A 17156-nucleotide genomic window follows, 5' to 3' on the forward strand; every position below is an offset into this window, starting at 1 on the left:
TCGCGCTCCGGGGCCCGCGTTCGCCGCCGCAACCCATGCCCTCCCGGCCGGGAGGAGTTCCGAATGCCTGTTCCGAAGCCGATGTCCGCACCAGCTCCCCTTGCCTCACTCTCCGATCGCGTCGCGCCGCTCGCGGCCGGCTCCCATGTCGTCGCCGGCGCCTGGCTCGGCCGCACGCCGGTCTTCGCGCTCGGCGACGGCACGGCGCTGGTCGCCGGGATCGGCGAGGAGAAGCGGATCGTGCTGCATCCGGACGCCGGCCTGCTCTGCGCCGCGGCCGACCGGAGCCGCCTCGTCACCGGCGGCGACGACGGCCGCGTCGTCCAACTGGCGGCGAGCGGCGACGTCGTCACCCTGGGCGAGTCCGGCGGCAAATGGATCGACGCCGTGGCGCTGTCGCCTGCCGGCGCGGTCGCGTGGTCGGCGGGCAGGACCGTGTCCGCCCGCGACGAGAAGGGCGTGGTGAAGGCCTGGCAGGCCCCCTCCAGCGTCCGCGGCCTGGCCTTCGCGCCCAAGGGCTATCGGGTGGCGGCCAGCCACTACAACGGCGCTTCGTTCTGGTTCCCGAATGCGGCGGCCGCTCCGGAGTTCTTCGAGTGGAAGGGCAGCCATCTCGACATCACCGTCTCGCCCGACGCCCGCTTCCTCATCACCTCGATGCAGGACAACATGCTCCATGGCTGGCGCGTCGCCGACAAGGGCCATATGCGTATGTCGGGCTACCCGTCGAAGACGCGCTCGCTCTCCTGGTCGCATGACGGCAACTGGATGGCGACCTCCGGCGCCGACGCCGCCATCGTCTGGCCGTTCCAGTCCAAGGACGGTCCGATGGGCAAGGCGCCGCGCGAATGCGGCATCCGCCCGGCCCGCGTCTCGCGGGTCGCCTTCCATCCCAAGGCGTTGGTGCTGGCCATCGGTTATGACGACGGCTGCGTGCTGCTCTGCCGCCTCACCGACGCCTCCGAGCTGCTGGTCCGCCGCGCCGTGGAGGGCTCCGCCGTGACCGCGCTCGCCTGGGACCATACCGGCGCCCAGCTCGCCTTCGGCGCCGAGGACGGCGCCGCCGGCATCCTCACCCTGCCGGCCTGAGCCGTGTTCGGCCTGTTCCGCAAGCGCGACGCCGAGCAGCGCCGGCAGGCCGATGCGATCAAGGCCCTGGTTCGCGCCCGGCTCGGGCTCGACGAGGCGGTGGCGCTCTCGGTCAGCGAGATCCAATGCGGCGACGATGCCTGTCCGGGCACCGAGACCGTGATCCTGGTGATGGCCCCCGGCCGGCGCACGCGCGCCTACAAGGTGGCGGCGCCGATGGACGAGGTCGACGAAGCCGCGGTGGCGCAGGCGCTGGCGGCGGCAGAGGGATGACTGCGAAGGCTGCGGCGGCCTTCCCGAGGATCGATGCCCGGCCGGCCCCGGCAAGGGTGGAACGACATGGTGTTCGCGATCAAGGCCGTCGGCATCTCGGATGAAACGGCCGCTTTTCTCGATAGCGTTTCTGAGCGGACATCGGCCGCGTACCGCACCGACACCGGTCGCGCCGCACCGGCAAGTCGAAAATCCGTGCATGCCCTCATCTTGTGCATCGGCCAAATCGGGCCCAAAATCGCCATGAGCCGTCGCCATCCGCGGACAGGCGTCCGCCGCAGGACATCGAGGACATCATGAGCTTCCATGCTGGAAAGACGATCGGCGCCGCGATCGGCCTTGCCGTCGGCCTGACGGCGGGTGCAGCCTTGGCGGAGGATCTGGTCAAGCTGCGCTTCGGCACCAACTGGCTGGCCCAGGCCGAGCATGGCGGCTTCTACCAGGCCGTCGCCGACGGCACCTACGCGAAGTACGGCCTCGACGTCGAGATCGTCCAGGGCGGCCCGCAGGCCAACAACGGCATCCTGCTGCCGGCCGGCAAGATCGATTTCTCCATGGGCGGCAACATGATCGAGGCCTTCTCGGCCGTGAAGGAGAGCGTGCCGGTCGTCACCGTCGCCGCGATCTTCCAGAAGGAGCCGCAGATCCTGATGTCCCATCCCGGCGTCGGCCTGGACGGCTTCGAGGATCTGAAGAAGTCCGACGCCATCATGATCGGCCCCGACTTCATGGCCTCGGGCTATCAATGGATGAAGTCTGCCTACGGCTTCACCGACGCGCAGACCAAGCCCTACAACTTCAACCCCGCTCCGTTCATCGCCGACAAGACGGCGGTGCAGCAGGGCTATCTCACCTCCGAGCCGCTCGCGGTGGAGAAGGAAGGCGGCTTCAAGCCCAACGTCTTCCTGCTCGCCGATTACGGCTTCGACACCTATTCGACCACCATCGTCGCCCGCGCCGAGACGCTGGAGCAGCGCCCCGAGGTGGTGCAGAAATTCGTCGACGCCTCGATCATCGGCTGGATGAACTATCTCAACGGCGACAACGCCGCCGCCAATGCCCTGATCAAGAAAGACAATCCGGACATGAGCGACGAGCAGATCGCCTATTCGATCAAGCAGATGAAGGCCTATGGCATCGTCGATTCCGGCGACACCAAGGAGCTCGGCGTCGGCGCCATGACCGATGCGCGGATGAAATCCTTCTTCGACAAGATGGTGAAGGCCGGCCTGTTCCCGGCCGACCTCGACTACAAGAAGAGCTATACGCTGCGGTTCGTGAACAGGAAGGTCGGGGCAGACCTGCGCAAATGAGGGTCTGCTCACGGATAACAGCTTCTGACGCGACGCCGGCCGATCCCCTCCCCCTTGCGGGGAGGGGCAAGGGGCTGGGGGTCGTAGACGTAGGGTTCATCCTATCCTGCACGACCCCCACCCTTTATCCCTCCCCACCCATCTCGGGTGTTCCCGAGATGGGCAGACAAGGAAGGCAAGTCGGAAACATCCGACTTGCCGGGGGAGGGAAGACGCAGGCGTCTCGGAGAGAGCGCGGCCGTGGTGTCTCGCACGGCCGCAAGCAAGGCCGACGGACTCAGCGCCCAATCGCTTCATGTTTGCGTTCGATCCTGCCTCCGTCGAGACCCGCGTGACCGCTCCCTCTCCCTCCTCCGCCGTCACCCTGCGCGATGTCGGCAAGGTCTATTCCAACGGCACGGTGGCGCTGCAGCGGCTCGATCTCGACATCCGCCAGGGCGAGGTGCTGACCCTGCTCGGTCCCTCCGGCTGCGGCAAGTCGACGGCGCTCAGGATCATCGCCGGGCTGGCGCAGGCCAGCAGCGGCGCCATCGTCTGGCCCGAGGGCGGACATGAGCTCGGCATCGTCTTCCAGGAGCCGACGCTGATGCCCTGGGCCACGGTGTTCGACAATGTCTGGCTGCCGATGCGCCTGAAGCGCCGCTCGCGCGCCGCGGCCCGCGACGCGGTGATGGCGATGCTCGCCTCCGTCGGCCTCGACGCCTTCGCGTCGGCCTATCCGCGCGAACTCTCCGGCGGCATGAAGATGCGCGTCTCCATCGCCCGCGCCCTGGTGACGCGGCCCAAGCTTCTGCTGATGGACGAGCCCTTCGCCGCCCTCGACGAGATCACCCGCCAGAAACTCAACGACGACCTGCTGCAGTTGCAGCGCGACCTCGAATGCACCGTGGTCTTCGTCACCCATTCGGTGTTCGAGAGCGTCTATCTCTCCGACCGGATCGTGGTGATGGCCGCCCGGCCGGGCCGAGCCGTCGCCGAGATCGCGGTCGAGGCGCCTGAGCCGCGCGGCGAGGCCTTCCGCGCTTCCGACGCCTACATCGCCCAGTGCCGCCGCGCCTCGGCCGCGCTGGCCGCGGCGATCGGCCAGGCGGGAGGACAGCCATGAGCGCACCTGTCGAACCGCGCCGCCGCACCGCGCCCGGCGAAAGGCGCATGGCGCTGCTGCGCTGGCTCCTGCCCGCCCTGGCTCTCGCCGGCACGCTGGCCTTGTGGGAATGGTGGGTGCGCGCCGGCCTGGCGCCGCCGATCATCGTGCCGGCCCCGAGCCGCATCTGGCAGACCTTCTTCCAGGACTGGGGCACCCTCGGGCCGGCCCTTGCCTCGACCCTCATGACCACGGTCGAAGGTTTTGCGCTGGCGGTCGCCGGCGGCACCCTGCTCGCCGTGCTGTTCACCCAGTCGCGGCTGATCGAGTACACGCTGTTTCCCTATGCGGTGATCCTGCAGGTGACGCCGATCCTGGCGATCGCGCCGCTGCTGCTGGTCTACATGTCGCAGGAGGCGGCGATCCTGACCTGCGCCTGGATCGTCGCCTTCTTCCCCATCCTCTCCAACACGGCCACCGGCCTGCGCTCGGCCGACCACAACCTCGTCGACCTGTTCGAGCTCTACGGCGCCTCGCCCTGGCAGCGGCTCCGGCTTCTGCGCCTGCCTTCGGCCCTGCCCTATTTCCTCGGCGGCCTGAGGATCGCCGGCGGCCTGTCGCTGATCGGCGCCGTGGTGGCCGAGCTCGCCGCCGGCACGGCGGGGCGCTATGGCGGCCTCGGCTTCCTGGTGCTGAGCGCACCGCGCTTCTATAAATTCCCGCTCTCCTTCGCCGCCCTGGCCCTCTTGTCGGCGATGGGCATCGTCATCTTCCTGACGCTCTCGGCCGTGTCGCACCTGCTGCTGCGCAGATGGCACGAGAGCGCGATCGAACGGGAGCATTGATGGGTACCGGATTTGCACGCGTGCCGGCGGCCGCGCGATGGGCGATCGCCGACGCCCGCCTCCCCGCCTGCCTCCTCGCCGATCCCGCCGGCTTCGCCACCGACAGGGAGGGCCTGGTCCGGGCGGAGCTCGTGATCGACGGCGGCCGCATCGAGAGCATCGCGCCGCCTGGCGCCGCCCTGCCGGCAGATGCACTGGACTTGCGGGGCGGCCTCGTCTTCCCCACCTTCGTCGAGCTCCACACCCATCTCGACAAGGGCCATATCTGGCCGCGCCATCCCAACCCGAACGGCACCTTCTTCGGGGCGCTCGACACGGTCGCCCTCGACCGCGACCGGCACTGGTCCGCCGCCGATGTCGCCGCGCGCATGGACTTCTCGCTGCGCTGCGCCTTCGCCCACGGCACGTCGGCCGTGCGCACCCATCTCGACTCCCAGGGCCGGCAGACCGGCATTTCGTGGCCGGTCTTCGCCGGGATGCGCGAGGCCTGGCAGGGCCGCATCGACCTCCAGGCCGTGGCGCTGTTCTCGATCGAGCTGGTGCCGGACAGTGCGCATATGAGCGCCGTGCGCGCCGCCGTTGTCGAGCATGGCGGCGTCATGGGCGGCGTCACCTACATGGTGCCCGAGCTCGACCACAGCCTCGACATCCTGTTCCGCCTCGCCGCCGAGGAGGGCCTCGACCTCGACTTCCATGTCGACGAGACGCAGGATCCCGAGGCCCGCACCCTCACCCACATCGCCGAGGCCGCGATCCGCAACCGCTTCTCCGGCCAGGTCACGGTCGGCCATTGCTGTTCGCTCGCCCGCCAGCCCGAGGACGAGGCCCGCGCGACCATCGACAAGGTCGCCGAGGCCGGGCTTGCCGTGGTGTCGCTGCCGATGTGCAATCTCTACTTGCAGGACCGTGTCCCCGGCCGCACCCCGCGCTCGCGCGGCGTGACGCTGCTGCACGAATTGAAAGCCGCCGGCGTCGACGTCTGCGTCTCTTCCGACAACACCCGCGACCCGTTCTACGCCTATGGTGACCTCGACGCGCTGGAAGTGCTGCGGGAGGCGACCCGCATCGCCCATCTCGACCACCCCTTCGGCGACTGGCCGCGGGCGATCACCCGCACGCCGGCCAAGGTGATGGGCATCGAGGCGGGCGTGCTCGCCGCCGGCGGCCCCGCCGACCTGGTGCTGTTCGGCGCCCGTTCCTGCAACGAGCTGCTTGCCCGGCCGCAGGCCGACCGTACGGTGATCCGCGGCGGCAGGCCTGTCGACACCGCCCTGCCCGACTATCGCGAGCTCGACGCCATGCTGGGGGTGCGATGACCGACATCGCGCGCCTGCGCGCCCGCCTGCCGGGGCTGCGCATTGAGGATCATCCGACGCTGGTGCGCCAGAAGAGCCGCGACTTCTTCTGGTACTCGCCGGTGCTCAAGCGCCGGCTCGACCATCTCACCGCCGACTGCGTCATCTTCGCGACCAGCCCGGACCACGTCGTCGCGGCGCTCGCCGCCTGCTACGAGCTCGGCATCCCGGTCACGCCGCGCGGCGCCGGAACCGGCAATTACGGCCAGGCCATGCCGCTCTCCGGCGGCGCCGTGCTCGATCTCTCCGGGCTCGACAAGGTGCTGGCCATCGCGCCCGGCCGCGTGGTGGCCGAGGCCGGCGCAATCATCGCCGACATCGACAGGCAGGCCCGGGCCCATTCCGGCCAGGAGATGCGCCTGCATCCCTCCACCGCCAAGACCGCCACGGTCGGCGGCTTCGTCGCCGGCGGCTCCGGCGGCGTCGGCTCGATCGGCTGGGGCGGCCTGCGCGACTTCGGCAACATCATCAGCCTCAAGGTCGTGACCATGGAGGCGACGCCGCGCCTGCTCGACCTTGCCGGCGAGGACCTGCACAAGGTCAGCCACGCCTACGGCACCAACGGCGTCATCGTCGAATGCGAGATGCCGCTGGCCCCGGCCTATGACTGGATCGACGTCATCGTCGGCTTCGACACGCTCGGCGCCGCCGCCGCCTTCGCCAACGATCTCGGCGAGGCCGACGGCGTCCTCAAGAAGCAGCTCGCCGTGGTCGCCGCCCCGACGGCGCATGACTGCTTCAGCCGCCATCGCCGCTGGCTGCCGCGCGACAAGCACATCGTCTGCGCCATGATCGCGCCGCACGCCCACGACGCCTTCCTGACGCTGGTCCGCCGCGACCGGCGCGCCGCTCTGCTGTTCTCCACCCGGGATCTGGCGGCCGCCGACCGCAAGGGCCTGCCCGACATCTACGAGCTCGGCTGGAACCACACCACGCTCCGGGCACTGAAGCTCGATCCGGCGATCACCTATCTCCAGACCCTCTACCCCTTCCCGAACCAGCTCGCGCTGGTGGAGAAGGCCCATGCCCTGTTCGGCGAGGAGGTGACGGCGCATCTGGAGTTCGTCCGCTTCGACGGCAGGATCACCTGCTATGGCCTGCCGCTGGTGCGCTTCACCGACGAGGCCCGCCTCGACGAGATCGTCCGCATCCACGAGGCCATGGGCATTCCCGTGTTCAACCCGCACCGTTACACGCTGGAGGAAGGCGGCATGAAGCGGACCGACGCCGTGCAGCTCGCCTTCAAGCGCGAGGCCGACCCCAAGGGCCTCCTCAATCCCGGCAAGATGATCGCCTGGGACGATCCCGGCTACGACTACGAGACAGGCGGGACGTACCTGTTCAGGGGCATGCAGCCGGCGGCCGAATAGGGCAATCGGCCCGGTAGCCGGCTACGGGGGAAGGCCACGGATCCCGGAAAGGGCACAAATGCCTTCTCCGGGAAGCGGAGAAAGCTCGTCCGCGCCTTTTCCTGCCTTCGGGCATCCGCTTTCTGAGCCGCCTCACTGGACAATGACACAAGCCCTCGCCATGGTCAGCCGGCTATTCCCTTCCTCAGCCGGCGGAGCATCCGATGCGGCATCCTGCATCGAAGACTATCGGCTACCAGTTGATTCACGTCACCAGGCTGCACCGGGCGCGCACGGCCAGGCTGCTGGAGAGCCTCGATCTGTTTCCCGGTCAGGAACAGGTGCTGGAAGCCTTGTCCAGCCGCGACGCCATGTCGATGAGCGAGCTCGCCGACATCCTGCGCGTGCGCCCGCCCACCGCTTCCAAGACCATCGCCCGGCTCTCCGCCGCCGGCCTGATCGAGCGGCGTAGCGCCGAGGGCGACGCCCGCGTCGTCCGCGTCACCCTCACGGCCGAGGGGCGCCGGAAGGCGCAGGCGATCGAGGCCCTGACCCTCGACATCGAGAGCGAGGCGACGGCCAACCTCGACGGCAAGGACCGCAAGCGCCTGCGCAAGCTGCTCAAGCGCGTCGAGAAGGGCCTGCGCGACGCTCTCGGCACCGACGGGGCGGACAACGACGACGACGAGGCAGCCGACGAGATCGAGACCGACGAAGCATAGGCCGGCCCTCCGGTCATTCGGCCCGTCCGTCCCGAACGGCGGTGGGACGAAGCACCCGGGCCGTGCTATCTCGCACGCTCATGCCTTCCCCCGCCCTCTCCCCGTCCCACCGCCTGATCGGTATCGCGCTCATGGTCGCGACCGGCGTGTTCTTCACCTGCCTCGACTCCTCGGCCAAATGGCTGGTGCGCGACTTGCCGACGGTGCAACTGGTCTGGATGCGCTACGTCACCAACTTCCTGCTGGTGCTGCCGCTGGTCAATCCATGGACGACGCCCGGACTGCTGTGTCCCCGGCGTCCGCTGCTGCAGCTTTCGCGCGGCACGCTGATCCTCGGCTCGACCATCCTGAACTTCATCGCCATCCACTACCTGCAGCTGACGCAGACCGTGTCGATCATGTTCTCGACGCCGCTGATCGTGGCGCTGATCGCCGTGCCGGTGCTGGGAGAATGGGTCGGCATCCGCCGGACCATCGCCATCGCGGTCGGCTTTCTCGGCGTGATCGTGGTGACGCAGCCGGGCGGCGCCTTCCACTGGGCCATGCTGCTCAGCCTCGCCGGCGCGGTGTTCTATGCCGGCGGCAACGTCATGGCCCGCATCCTGGTGCGCGACGACCCGCCGGCCATCGCGCTGTTCTATGTCGGCGCCGTCGGGGCCGTCGCCATGGCGCCGCTGGTGCCCTTCGCCTGGGTCTGGCCGTCCTCCTGGCAGCAATGGGCGCTGATGATGCTGATGGGCGCGGCCGGGGCAGCCGGCCATTACTGCCTGATCCTCGCCCACAAATATGCGCCCGCCTCGGTGGTCGCTCCGTTCATTTACACCCAGCTGATCTGGATGGTGCTGTCCGGCTGGCTGGTGTTCGGCGACGTGCCCGACCGGATGACGCTGATCGGCGCCGCCATCGTCGTCGCCTCCGGCATCTACCTGCTCTGGCGCGAGCGCGCCGTCACCGGCGAGGTGAAAAGCCTGCCCGACCCGGCGGAGACGCTGTAGGGCCGGCACCGCGGGGGCCTCTCCCCGGCGGCGGAGAAGGCCCCTGCAAAACCCGGACCGGCAGCCGCAGGAACGGTCGCCGCCCCCTGATCACCGCTCGACCAGCGAGACCCCGTTGAGCTCGGCGATCACGTCCGAGAGCATCGGCACATAGTCCTGCGCCCGGCCGGCGCCGGCCGCATAGGCGTAGGAGTTGCGCACCGCCGCGCCCATCGGGTTGGCCGTGCTGGTCGCACTGGCAAAGGCGGAGAGATAGGTCATGTCCTTCAGGGCATTGCTGAGCGTGAACCTGTGCGCGTTGGGATCGCGTTCCAGCACCCATTGGAAGAAGGTCTGGTAGAAGCCGCAATCCATACGGCCGCCACGGATGACGCTGTCGAACACCTTCGGCGTCAGCCCCGCCTTGACGCCGAGCGTCAGCGCCTCGGCGTAGAGCGCGGCATAGCCCATCGACAGGAAGTTGTTGAGCAGCTTCATGGTGTGGCCGCTGCCGACCGGCCCGGTCGGAATGACGCGGCCGGCAAAGGTTTCCAGCACCGGACGCGCCCGCGCCACCACCTCGGGCGCGCCGCCGACCATGACGTCGAGCGTGCCGGCCGCCGCATCCTTGGGCGTGCGCCCGAGCGGGGTGTCGATCAGCGTGATGCCCTTGGGCGCGAGCTCGGCCGCCAGGCGGATCGTCACCGACGGGTCGGAGGTGGAGCTGTCGCAGATCAGCAGCGGCTTGCCGGCCGAGGCCAGGCCGTCGGGTCCGTTGATCACCGCCTCCACCTGGGGCGAGCCGGTGACGCACAGCACGACGACGTCGCTCTTCTCGGCCAGCTCGCGACAGGTCCCGGCCTCCGCTGCGCCGCGCCCCAGCAGGTCCTCCACCGGCTCGCGGTTGCGATGCCCGATCACCGTGAGAGGATAGCCCTTCTCGACGATGTTCTTCGCCATGCCGTGACCCATCAGGCCGACGCCGACGAAGCCGATGCGTTCCTTGGTCATTTGCACTCCCGCTCGAGTTTGTCAGACGATTGTAAAGCGCTTCGGCCGTGCCGTCATCCCCGGCGCGCCGTTTTCACCGCGGCCAGGGTGTCTCGGCCACCGGCGTGACCGGTCCCCTGCCCTCCAGCCAGGCGATCAGGTTGTCGGCCACGAGCTGGCCCATGGCTTCGCGCGTATGCTGGGTGGCCGAGCCGACATGCGGCAGCAGCACCACGTTCTCCATGCCGATCAGCGCCTGCGGCACCTCCGGCTCCTGGGCGAAGACGTCGAGGCCGGCGGACAGGATGGTGCCCGAGCGCAGCGCCTCGACCAGCGCCGCCTCGTCGACCACGGTGCCGCGCGCCACGTTGACCAGGACGCCGTTCGGGCCGAGCGCCTGCAGCACCTCGGCGCCGACGATGTTGCGGGTCTCGCCGCCGCCGGGCAGGATCAGCATCAGCGTGTCGACAGCCCGGGCGAGCTCCACCAGGGTGGGATAATAGGCATAGGCGACGTCGGCCTGGCGGTTGCGGCCCCAATAGGCGATCGGCAGGCCGAAGGCTTCGGCGCGCCGGGCGATCGCCTTGCCGATCCGCCCGAGCCCCGCAATGCCGAGCGTGCGCCCGCGCAGCGTGCCGCGGGTCAGCGGATAGGGCGCCTGCAGCCACTTGCCGGCGCGGACATAGCGGTCGGCCTGCGGCATCTCCTTGACCGTGGCCAGCAGCAGGCCGATGGCCGTGTCCGCCACCTCCTCGTTCAGCACGTCCGGCGTGTTGGTGACGACGATGCCGCGGCGAGCCGCCTCGCCGGCGTCGATCGTGTCGTAGCCGACGCCGAAATTGGCCATGATCTCCAGCTTCGGCAGCCGGTCCATGAAGGCGGCATCGCCCACGGCATGCGAGCCCATGGCGGCGAAGCGGCAGGTCGGAGCCAGGCGGGCCAGGATCGCGTCCGCATCCGCCGCGTCCCACAGCTTGTGCAGGGTGAACCGGCGCGCGAGCGTCTCCATGGTGTGGGGCAGCATCGGCCTGGGCAGCACGAGATCGGGCAGTTGCGACATGATCGGACCATGATGGCGGGAGGACGGGTTCCTCCTGTCTAGCCGATCACGGTCGGCGCGCGAAAGGTCTCAGCGCGTCGAATCGCTCGAGCCGCGCCCGCCCGAGACCAATTCGGCCGGCCGGCTCATGCGCGCCAGCAGGATCACCGGGCCGAGGCCGGCAGCGACGATGGTCAGCGCGGCCAGCGCCCCCTCCTCGAACAGGCCGCGCGAAGCCTGCTGGTAGACCAGGGTCGACAACGTCTCGAAATTGAAGGGCCGGAGCAGGATGGTCGCCGACAACTCCTTCATCGCATCGACGAACACCAGCAGCACCGCCGCGCCCAGCGCGGGCCGGATCAGCGGCAGGTGGATCTCGCGCATGGTCTGGGCGCTGGAGCGGCCGAGGTTGCGCGCCGCCATGTCGAGATGACGCGACACCTTCTGGAGCCCCGCCTCGATGCCGCCACAGGCGATGGCGAGGTAGCGCGCGACATAGGCCAGCACCAGGGCGAAACCGCTGCCCGAAAGCAGGAGGCCGGTGCCGAAGCCGAAATGGGCCTTCATGAAGGCGTCGACCGCATTGTCGACGCCGGCGAGCGGCGTCAGCATGCCGACGGCGAAGATGGTGCCGGGCACGGCATAGCCGAGGCTGGCGATGCGCGCCATCAGCGCCACGCCGGGCAGTCGGGTGATGCGGACGGCGTAGGCGATGACGAGGCCGGCCAGCACCGCCAGCACGGCAGCGCTCCCCGCCAGCACCAGCGTGTGGCGCAGCGCCGCGCCGAAGCCGTCCGGCAAACCGCCGCGGAGCGTCCGGGTCACCGCATGCTCGAGCAGGAAGGCGGCCGGCGCCAGGAAGCCGAGGAAGACCGGCAGGAAACAGGCGAGGAAGGCCCCCGCCGCCGGCAGGCCGGCGAGCCGGACCGGCAGCAGCCGGCGCTGGCGCTGGGCCTGCGCGGCATAGCGCTGGCGCCGCCGGGCCCAGCGCTCCGCCATCACCAGGAGCGTGACCACTGCCAGCGACAGGCAGGCGATCTGCGCAGCGCCGCCGAGGCTGCCGCGGTTGAGCCAGGTGGTGTAGATCGAGACGGTGAACGTGCGCACGCCGAGATATTCGACCGCGCCGATGTCGTTCATCGCTTCCATCAGCGCCAGCGTCGCACCCACGGCGATCGCCGGGCGGGCGAGCGGCAGCACCACCTGCACGAAGGCGCGCTTGCGGCTGGCGCCGAGCGTGCGGGCGACGTCGAGCACGCAGGACGACTGCATCAGGAACATCGCCCGGGCGCTGAGATAGACATAGGGATAGAGCACGAAGCCCATCAGCAGGATGGCCCCGCCGGCGGAGCGCACCTCCGGGAACCAGTAGTCCTGCCGGCTGCGCCAGCCGAACACGGCCCGCAGCATCGCCTGCACCGGGCCGAAATAGTCGAGCATTTCGACATAGGTGTAGGCGACGATGTAGGTGGGCACCGCCAGCGGCAGCAGCAGCGCCCAGTCGAACAGCCGGCGGCCGGGAAACTCGTGCGCCGACACCAGCCAGGCGGTGACCACGCCGGTGACGATGGTCACCGCCGCGACGCCCGACAGCAGCAGCGCCGTGTCGCGCAGCGCCGCCGGCAGCACGGTGGCGGCCAGATGCGGCCAGACGTCCGGCGCCGCCGTCGTCGCCAGCAGCGCGATGGCGGCCACCGGCGCCGCAGCCAGCAGGGTGATGACCAGCACGGCGGCGACCCACGGCCAGTCATGCCGCCAATGCGCCAGCTTCGCGCTCGCCGGACCGCGGGCTGGCCCGCCGGCTGCGCTGCTCCTGCGCGTGTCGATGACGCTCATGCCGCCGGATCCGCCGCCGGTCTCAGCCGTCGAAACCGACGGCGTCGACCAGCTCGCTGGCAGCCTTGCGCTGCCTGGCGATGTCGGCCAGGGCCAGCCCGTCCGGGCTCAGCTTGCCGAAGGCCTCGACCGTCGGACTCAGCTTCACGCCGGCCTTGACCGGATACTCGTAGTTGATCGTCGCATAGATCTCCTGCGCCTTGTCCGACACCAGCCACTCCGCCAGCTTGACGGCGTTGTCCTTGTGCGGCGCGTTCCTGGCGACGATGAAGCCAGACAGGTTGACATGCGTGCCGCCGCCGGCGGCGAAGCCGGGCATCAGCACCTTGATGGCGGAGGCCCAGGGCTTCTGCTTCTCGTCGTTCTGCATCAGCCCGACATAGTAGGAGTTGCCGAGGCCGATATCGCAGATGCCGGCGGCGATGTCCTTGGCGACGTCGCGGTCGCCGCCCGAGGGCTTGCGGGCGAGGTTGGCCTTGACGCCCTCCAGCCAGGCCTTGGCCTTGTCCGGTCCGTCCTTGACGATCAGAGCGGAGATCAGCGCAAGGTTGTACTGGTGCTGGCCGGAGCGGATGCACACCTTGCCCTTCCATTTCGGGTCGGCGAGCTCCTCGTAGGTGATGGCATCGGCCGCGACCCGGTCCTTGGAGGCATAGACGACGCGGCCGCGGGCACTGACGCCGAACCACAGCCCCTGCGGATCGCGATAGGCGGCGGGAACCGCGTCCTCCAGCACCTTCGAGCGGATCGGCTGGGCAATGCCGAGGCCCACCGCCTTGTCGAGGCGGGCGATGTCCACGGTCAGAAGCAGATCGGCGGGCGAATTGGCACCCTCGTCGGCGATGCGCTGGTCGAGCCCGTCGGCGGCGAACACCGTGTTGACCTTGACGCCGGTGTCGGCGGTGAAGGCATCGAACAGCGGCTTGATCAGCGCCGGTTCGCGATAGGTGTAGACGTTCACCTCCTCCTCGGCGAAGGCCGGGCCGGCCAAGACAGCCATGACGACGGCGGCGGCCGCCGAACGAAGCGTTGCAGAAGACAACAGAAATCTCCCAAATTGGCCCCAATATTTCTAGAACAATTCCAGAAATACAGCCTCACTGGTTCAGACAGACAAGCTTGCCACCACAAGTCAAATGACATGCACGTAATGATTTAATCTCGAAATCATTCCAAATTGTACATCTCAAAACGACTCAATTGTCGAAGCCGACCGCATCCACCATTTCACTCGCCGCCTTGCGCGTCTTGGCGATCTCGGGCAGCGGCAGCGTGTCCGGCTTCAGCGTTCCGAAGGCCAGCACGTCGGGCGAGGCGGGGATGCCGGCCTTGACCGGATATTCGAAATTGGTCTCGGCATAGATCTTCTGCGCCTCGTCCGAGGCCATCCATTCCGCCAGCTTGACGGCGTTGTCGCGGTTGGGGGCGTATTTGGCCAGCACCACGCCGGAGACGTTGATGGCGGTGCCGCCCGAATCCTTGAAGGTGGGCATGATCACATGGATCGCATCGGTCCAGGCCTTCTGCACCGGGTCGTGCTCCATCAGCCCGACATAATAGGTGTTGCCGACGCCGATGTCGCAGAGCCCGGCGGCGATGTCCTTGGCGACGTCGCGGTCGGCGCCGGAGGGCTTGCGCGCCAGGTTCGCCTTCAGGCCCTCGAGCCAGGTCTTCGCCTTGTCCGGCCCATACTTGGTGATCATCGCGCCGAACAAGGCGAGGTTGTAGTGATGCTGGCCGGAGCGAATGCAGATCCGGCCCTTCCACTGCGGATCGGCCAGATCCTCATAGGTGATCGTCGTCTGCGGCACCCGGTCCTTGGCGGCATAGACGACGCGGGCCCGCTCGCTGAGGCCGTACCAGTAGCCGTTCGGATCGCGCAGCGCCGGCGGCACCGCCGCCTCCAGCACGGCCGAGTGGAACGGCTGGGCGATGCCCAGATCCTCCGCCTTCTGCAGGCGCGCCACGTCGACGGTGACCAGGAGATCGGCCGGCGAGTTCTCGCCCTCCATCTCCACCCGCTCCTCCAGCCCGTCTGCGGCGAAGACCGCATTGACCTTGATGCCGGTCTCGGCGGTGAAACGGTCGAACAGCGGCCGGATCAGGTCGGGTTCGCGATAGGTGTAGACATTGACTTCCGGTCCCGCCTGGGCCAGCGCCGGCACTGCGATGAAAAGGGCGGCGGCGCTGGCCGTCCGCGCAAATGACCAACCGAACATGCTTGTCTCCAGGCCGCCGGACGAGAACCGACGGCAAGCCGCGTCTCGCGCCCCCCGCGCAGAGCTAGCCGGTTTTCTCGCCGCGTCAAGAAAAAAGCTGTTGAAAATCAATAATTTAGAAGAGTTCAAAACTGAAGGACATGCACCTCTGACTGCTACCGACGGCCGTCAAAAAGAGGCGCAAGGCCCCTCTCCCTCCGGGAGAGGGGCCCGGTCCCTGTCGGCCGCGGGCGGACGGGCCATGGCGAAATCGGGATGATGTCGACTCAGCCGCCGATCCGGCCGCCGAGCTCGTCCTCGACATGGGCGCGGATGATCGTGTCCATGTCGGGCTCGGCCCTGAAGCCGAGCGACAGGGCGCGCTGCGGGTCGAAGTTGCGCGGCCAGCCGGCGACGATGCCGACGATCACCGGATCCGGCTCGCGCCGGATCAGCGAGACCGCCTTCGGCCCGGCGACGCGGCCGAGCGCGGCGATCATCTCGCCGACGGTGACGGACAGGCCCGGCATGGTCAGGTTGCGGCGCGCCCCGAGCCCGGCGGTGTCGAGCCCGGCGGCGTGCTCGAGGAAATGCACCGCCGCCCGCGGGCTGGCGACCCAGTGGCGCACGTCGTCGGAGACCGGCAGGATCGCCTCCTGGCCCGACAGCGGCTCGCGCAGGATGCCGGAGAAGAAGCCCGAGGCCGCCTTGTTCGGCTTGCCCGGCCGCACCACGATGGTCGGCAGGCGGATGCCGACGCCGTCGAAGAAGCCGCGCCGGGAATAGTCGGCCAGCAAGAGCTCGCCGATCGCCTTCTGCGTGCCGTAGGAGGTGAGCGGGGTGTGGAAGAACTCGTCGCCGATCTTCTCCGGGAACGGGGCGCCGAACACGGCGATCGACGAGGTGAACACCAGCCGCGGCCTGTAGCCGCCGCCCACGGCGCGGATCGCCTCGAACAGGCGCTGCGTGCCGTCGAGATTGATGCGGTAGCCCTTCTCGAAGTCGGCCTCGGCCTCGCCGGACACGATGGCGGCGAGATGGACGATCATGTCCGGCCGGCCGGCGACGAGCGTCTCGGCGACGCCGGGGGCCGACAGGTCGTCGGCCGAGCAGTCGCAGGCGAATGCCGCCCCGACCGGAGCCGAGGGCGCCACCACGTCGGTCAGCGTCGCCCGGCTGACCGCCTTGCCGGCGAGCTGGCCGGTCGCGGCCACCCGCTCCAGGAACTTGCGCCCGACCATTCCGGCCGCGCCGATGACGAGGAGATGCATGATGTCGTCCTTCAGGGTAGGTCGCCTTCAGAGTGCGAAGCCGCCATCGGCCAGATGGATCTGGCCGGTGGTGTAGGTGCTCTCGTCCGAGGCGAGATAGACAGCCAGCGCCGCAATCTCCTCGGCCTTGCCGAGCCGGCCCATCGGCTGGCGGTCGACGAAGGCCTGGCGGATCTCGGCGATGCTCTTGCCGGTCTTGGCCGCCTGCTCGGCGATGCGCCCGTCGAGAGACGGGCTTTCGATCGTGCCGGGGCAGATGGCGTTGCAGCGGATGCCCTGCCTGATGAAATCGGCCGCCACCGCCTTGGTCAGCCCGACCACCGCCGCCTTGGAGGCGCCGTAGACGTAGCGGTTCGGCAGGCCGCGGACCGAGGAGGCGCCGGAGGCGATGTTGACGATCGAGCCGCCGCCCGCCTGCAGCATGCCGGGCAGGAAGGCGCGGATGGTGCGGTGTATCGCCTTGACGTTGAGGTCGAAGGAGAAGTCCCAGTCCGCCTCCGAGCAATCCAGCACCGAACCGTGATGCACGAAGCCGGCGCAATTGAACAGGATGTCGACGGTCCCGACCTTCGCCGCCAGCGCCTCGACCGCCGGCGTCGACAGCACGTCGAGCGCATGCAGTTCCGCTCCGGCAAGGCCGTCGAGCTTGTCCAAAGCCTTGTCGGTGGCGATGACGCGCGCCCCTTCCCGGACAAAAGCCTCGGCGGTCGCCCGGCCGATGCCCTGCGCCGCCGCCGTCAGGAACGCGGTCTTGCCCGCAAGACGCCCTGCCATCCCGTCCTCCGTCGCACTGACATGTTAGTTACGCCAGCGATAGA

Annotated in this window: 17 protein-coding genes; 10 read left to right on the top strand and 7 right to left on the bottom strand. The window is 69.0% G+C overall.

The window, feature by feature from the left end; translation table 11 throughout:
• The first annotated feature begins 81 nt into the window (after positions 1–81).
• From AC27L4_RS12665 to AC27L4_RS12710, 10 genes are all read left to right on the top strand, one after another.
• Positions 82–1089, top strand: a complete 1008-nt coding sequence (locus AC27L4_RS12665) for a WD40 repeat domain-containing protein (RefSeq protein WP_487142934.1) — start codon at positions 82–84, stop codon at positions 1087–1089.
• Between the two features lie 3 nt (positions 1090–1092).
• Positions 1093–1362, top strand: coding sequence for a hypothetical protein (locus AC27L4_RS12670; RefSeq protein ID WP_487142527.1), 270 nt, complete (start codon positions 1093–1095; stop codon positions 1360–1362).
• Positions 1363–1428: 66 nt separating this feature from the next.
• Positions 1429–1662 carry a hypothetical protein gene (locus AC27L4_RS12675; RefSeq protein ID WP_487142528.1) on the top strand — a complete coding sequence of 78 codons (234 nt, stop codon included), beginning with the start codon at positions 1429–1431 and terminating at the stop codon, positions 1660–1662.
• Entirely contained in the window at positions 1659–2675 is a 1017-nt protein-coding gene (locus tag AC27L4_RS12680) for an ABC transporter substrate-binding protein (RefSeq protein ID WP_487142529.1), read from the top strand. Before AC27L4_RS12675 ends, AC27L4_RS12680 begins: the two co-directional genes overlap by 4 nt.
• A gap of 295 nt (positions 2676–2970) precedes the next feature.
• A complete protein-coding gene (locus AC27L4_RS12685) occupies positions 2971–3780 on the top strand; it encodes an ABC transporter ATP-binding protein (RefSeq protein ID WP_487142530.1) in 810 nt (269 codons plus the stop codon).
• Positions 3777–4604, top strand: a complete 828-nt coding sequence (locus AC27L4_RS12690) for an ABC transporter permease (RefSeq protein ID WP_487142532.1) — start codon at positions 3777–3779, stop codon at positions 4602–4604. Before AC27L4_RS12685 ends, AC27L4_RS12690 begins: the two co-directional genes overlap by 4 nt.
• Positions 4604–5920, top strand: coding sequence for a cytosine deaminase (locus AC27L4_RS12695; RefSeq protein ID WP_487142533.1), 1317 nt, complete (start codon positions 4604–4606; stop codon positions 5918–5920). The genes AC27L4_RS12690 and AC27L4_RS12695 overlap by 1 nt, the downstream gene beginning before the upstream one ends.
• Positions 5917–7329 (top strand): FAD-binding oxidoreductase, encoded by a 1413-nt coding sequence (locus AC27L4_RS12700; protein WP_487142534.1) that lies wholly within the window; start codon positions 5917–5919, stop codon positions 7327–7329. Before AC27L4_RS12695 ends, AC27L4_RS12700 begins: the two co-directional genes overlap by 4 nt.
• A 203-nt stretch (positions 7330–7532) precedes the next feature.
• A complete protein-coding gene (locus AC27L4_RS12705; RefSeq protein WP_487142535.1) occupies positions 7533–8030 on the top strand; it encodes a MarR family winged helix-turn-helix transcriptional regulator in 498 nt (165 codons plus the stop codon).
• Between the two features lie 80 nt (positions 8031–8110).
• Positions 8111–9025, top strand: a complete 915-nt coding sequence (locus AC27L4_RS12710) for a DMT family transporter (protein WP_487142536.1) — start codon at positions 8111–8113, stop codon at positions 9023–9025.
• Positions 9026–9115: 90 nt separating this feature from the next.
• On the opposite strand, the gene AC27L4_RS12715 is transcribed toward AC27L4_RS12710, so the two are convergent.
• The 7 genes from AC27L4_RS12715 to AC27L4_RS12745 all read right to left on the bottom strand — a co-directional run bounded on the left by AC27L4_RS12715 (position 9116) and on the right by AC27L4_RS12745 (position 17112).
• Entirely contained in the window at positions 9116–10015 is a 900-nt protein-coding gene (locus AC27L4_RS12715) for an NAD(P)-dependent oxidoreductase (RefSeq protein WP_487142537.1), read from the bottom strand.
• A 73-nt stretch (positions 10016–10088) separates the two neighbouring features.
• Positions 10089–11054: a 2-hydroxyacid dehydrogenase gene (locus tag AC27L4_RS12720; RefSeq protein ID WP_487142538.1), complete on the bottom strand. Its 966-nt coding sequence runs from the start codon at positions 11052–11054 to the stop codon at positions 10089–10091.
• A 69-nt stretch (positions 11055–11123) separates the two neighbouring features.
• Positions 11124–12869 carry an ABC transporter permease gene (locus AC27L4_RS12725; RefSeq protein ID WP_487142539.1) on the bottom strand — a complete coding sequence of 582 codons (1746 nt, stop codon included), beginning with the start codon at positions 12867–12869 and terminating at the stop codon, positions 11124–11126.
• Between the two features lie 22 nt (positions 12870–12891).
• On the bottom strand, positions 12892–13869 hold the full coding sequence (locus tag AC27L4_RS12730; protein ID WP_487142935.1) for a Fe(3+) ABC transporter substrate-binding protein: 978 nt from the start codon (positions 13867–13869) through the stop codon (positions 12892–12894).
• A gap of 196 nt (positions 13870–14065) precedes the next feature.
• Positions 14066–15088 (bottom strand): Fe(3+) ABC transporter substrate-binding protein, encoded by a 1023-nt coding sequence (locus AC27L4_RS12735; RefSeq protein WP_487142540.1) that lies wholly within the window; start codon positions 15086–15088, stop codon positions 14066–14068.
• A gap of 266 nt (positions 15089–15354) precedes the next feature.
• Positions 15355–16338: a D-erythronate dehydrogenase gene (gene denD / locus AC27L4_RS12740; RefSeq protein WP_487142542.1), complete on the bottom strand. Its 984-nt coding sequence runs from the start codon at positions 16336–16338 to the stop codon at positions 15355–15357.
• 27 nt (positions 16339–16365) lie between these two features.
• Positions 16366–17112 (bottom strand): SDR family oxidoreductase, encoded by a 747-nt coding sequence (locus AC27L4_RS12745; RefSeq protein ID WP_487142543.1) that lies wholly within the window; start codon positions 17110–17112, stop codon positions 16366–16368.
• Positions 17113–17156: the final 44 nt, after the last annotated feature.

The sequence above is a fragment of the Labrys sp. Lb11 genome (assembly GCF_057554225.1).

Coding starts and splice junctions, on each gene's coding strand:
- AC27L4_RS12720 (WP_487142538.1), bottom strand. CDS start 11,054: ATGTCGCAACTGCCCGATCTCGTGCTGCCCAGGCCGATGCTGCCCCAC.
- AC27L4_RS12715 (WP_487142537.1), bottom strand. CDS start 10,015: ATGACCAAGGAACGCATCGGCTTCGTCGGCGTCGGCCTGATGGGTCAC.
- AC27L4_RS12735 (WP_487142540.1), bottom strand. CDS start 15,088: ATGTTCGGTTGGTCATTTGCGCGGACGGCCAGCGCCGCCGCCCTTTTC.
- AC27L4_RS12665 (WP_487142934.1), top strand. CDS start 82: ATGTCCGCACCAGCTCCCCTTGCCTCACTCTCCGATCGCGTCGCGCCG.
- AC27L4_RS12680 (WP_487142529.1), top strand. CDS start 1,659: ATGAGCTTCCATGCTGGAAAGACGATCGGCGCCGCGATCGGCCTTGCC.
- AC27L4_RS12675 (WP_487142528.1), top strand. CDS start 1,429: ATGGTGTTCGCGATCAAGGCCGTCGGCATCTCGGATGAAACGGCCGCT.
- denD (WP_487142542.1), bottom strand. CDS start 16,338: ATGCATCTCCTCGTCATCGGCGCGGCCGGAATGGTCGGGCGCAAGTTC.
- AC27L4_RS12700 (WP_487142534.1), top strand. CDS start 5,917: ATGACCGACATCGCGCGCCTGCGCGCCCGCCTGCCGGGGCTGCGCATT.
- AC27L4_RS12690 (WP_487142532.1), top strand. CDS start 3,777: ATGAGCGCACCTGTCGAACCGCGCCGCCGCACCGCGCCCGGCGAAAGG.
- AC27L4_RS12705 (WP_487142535.1), top strand. CDS start 7,533: ATGCGGCATCCTGCATCGAAGACTATCGGCTACCAGTTGATTCACGTC.
- AC27L4_RS12695 (WP_487142533.1), top strand. CDS start 4,604: ATGGGTACCGGATTTGCACGCGTGCCGGCGGCCGCGCGATGGGCGATC.
- AC27L4_RS12685 (WP_487142530.1), top strand. CDS start 2,971: ATGTTTGCGTTCGATCCTGCCTCCGTCGAGACCCGCGTGACCGCTCCC.
- AC27L4_RS12745 (WP_487142543.1), bottom strand. CDS start 17,112: ATGGCAGGGCGTCTTGCGGGCAAGACCGCGTTCCTGACGGCGGCGGCG.
- AC27L4_RS12730 (WP_487142935.1), bottom strand. CDS start 13,869: ATGGCTGTCTTGGCCGGCCCGGCCTTCGCCGAGGAGGAGGTGAACGTC.
- AC27L4_RS12710 (WP_487142536.1), top strand. CDS start 8,111: ATGCCTTCCCCCGCCCTCTCCCCGTCCCACCGCCTGATCGGTATCGCG.
- AC27L4_RS12725 (WP_487142539.1), bottom strand. CDS start 12,869: ATGAGCGTCATCGACACGCGCAGGAGCAGCGCAGCCGGCGGGCCAGCC.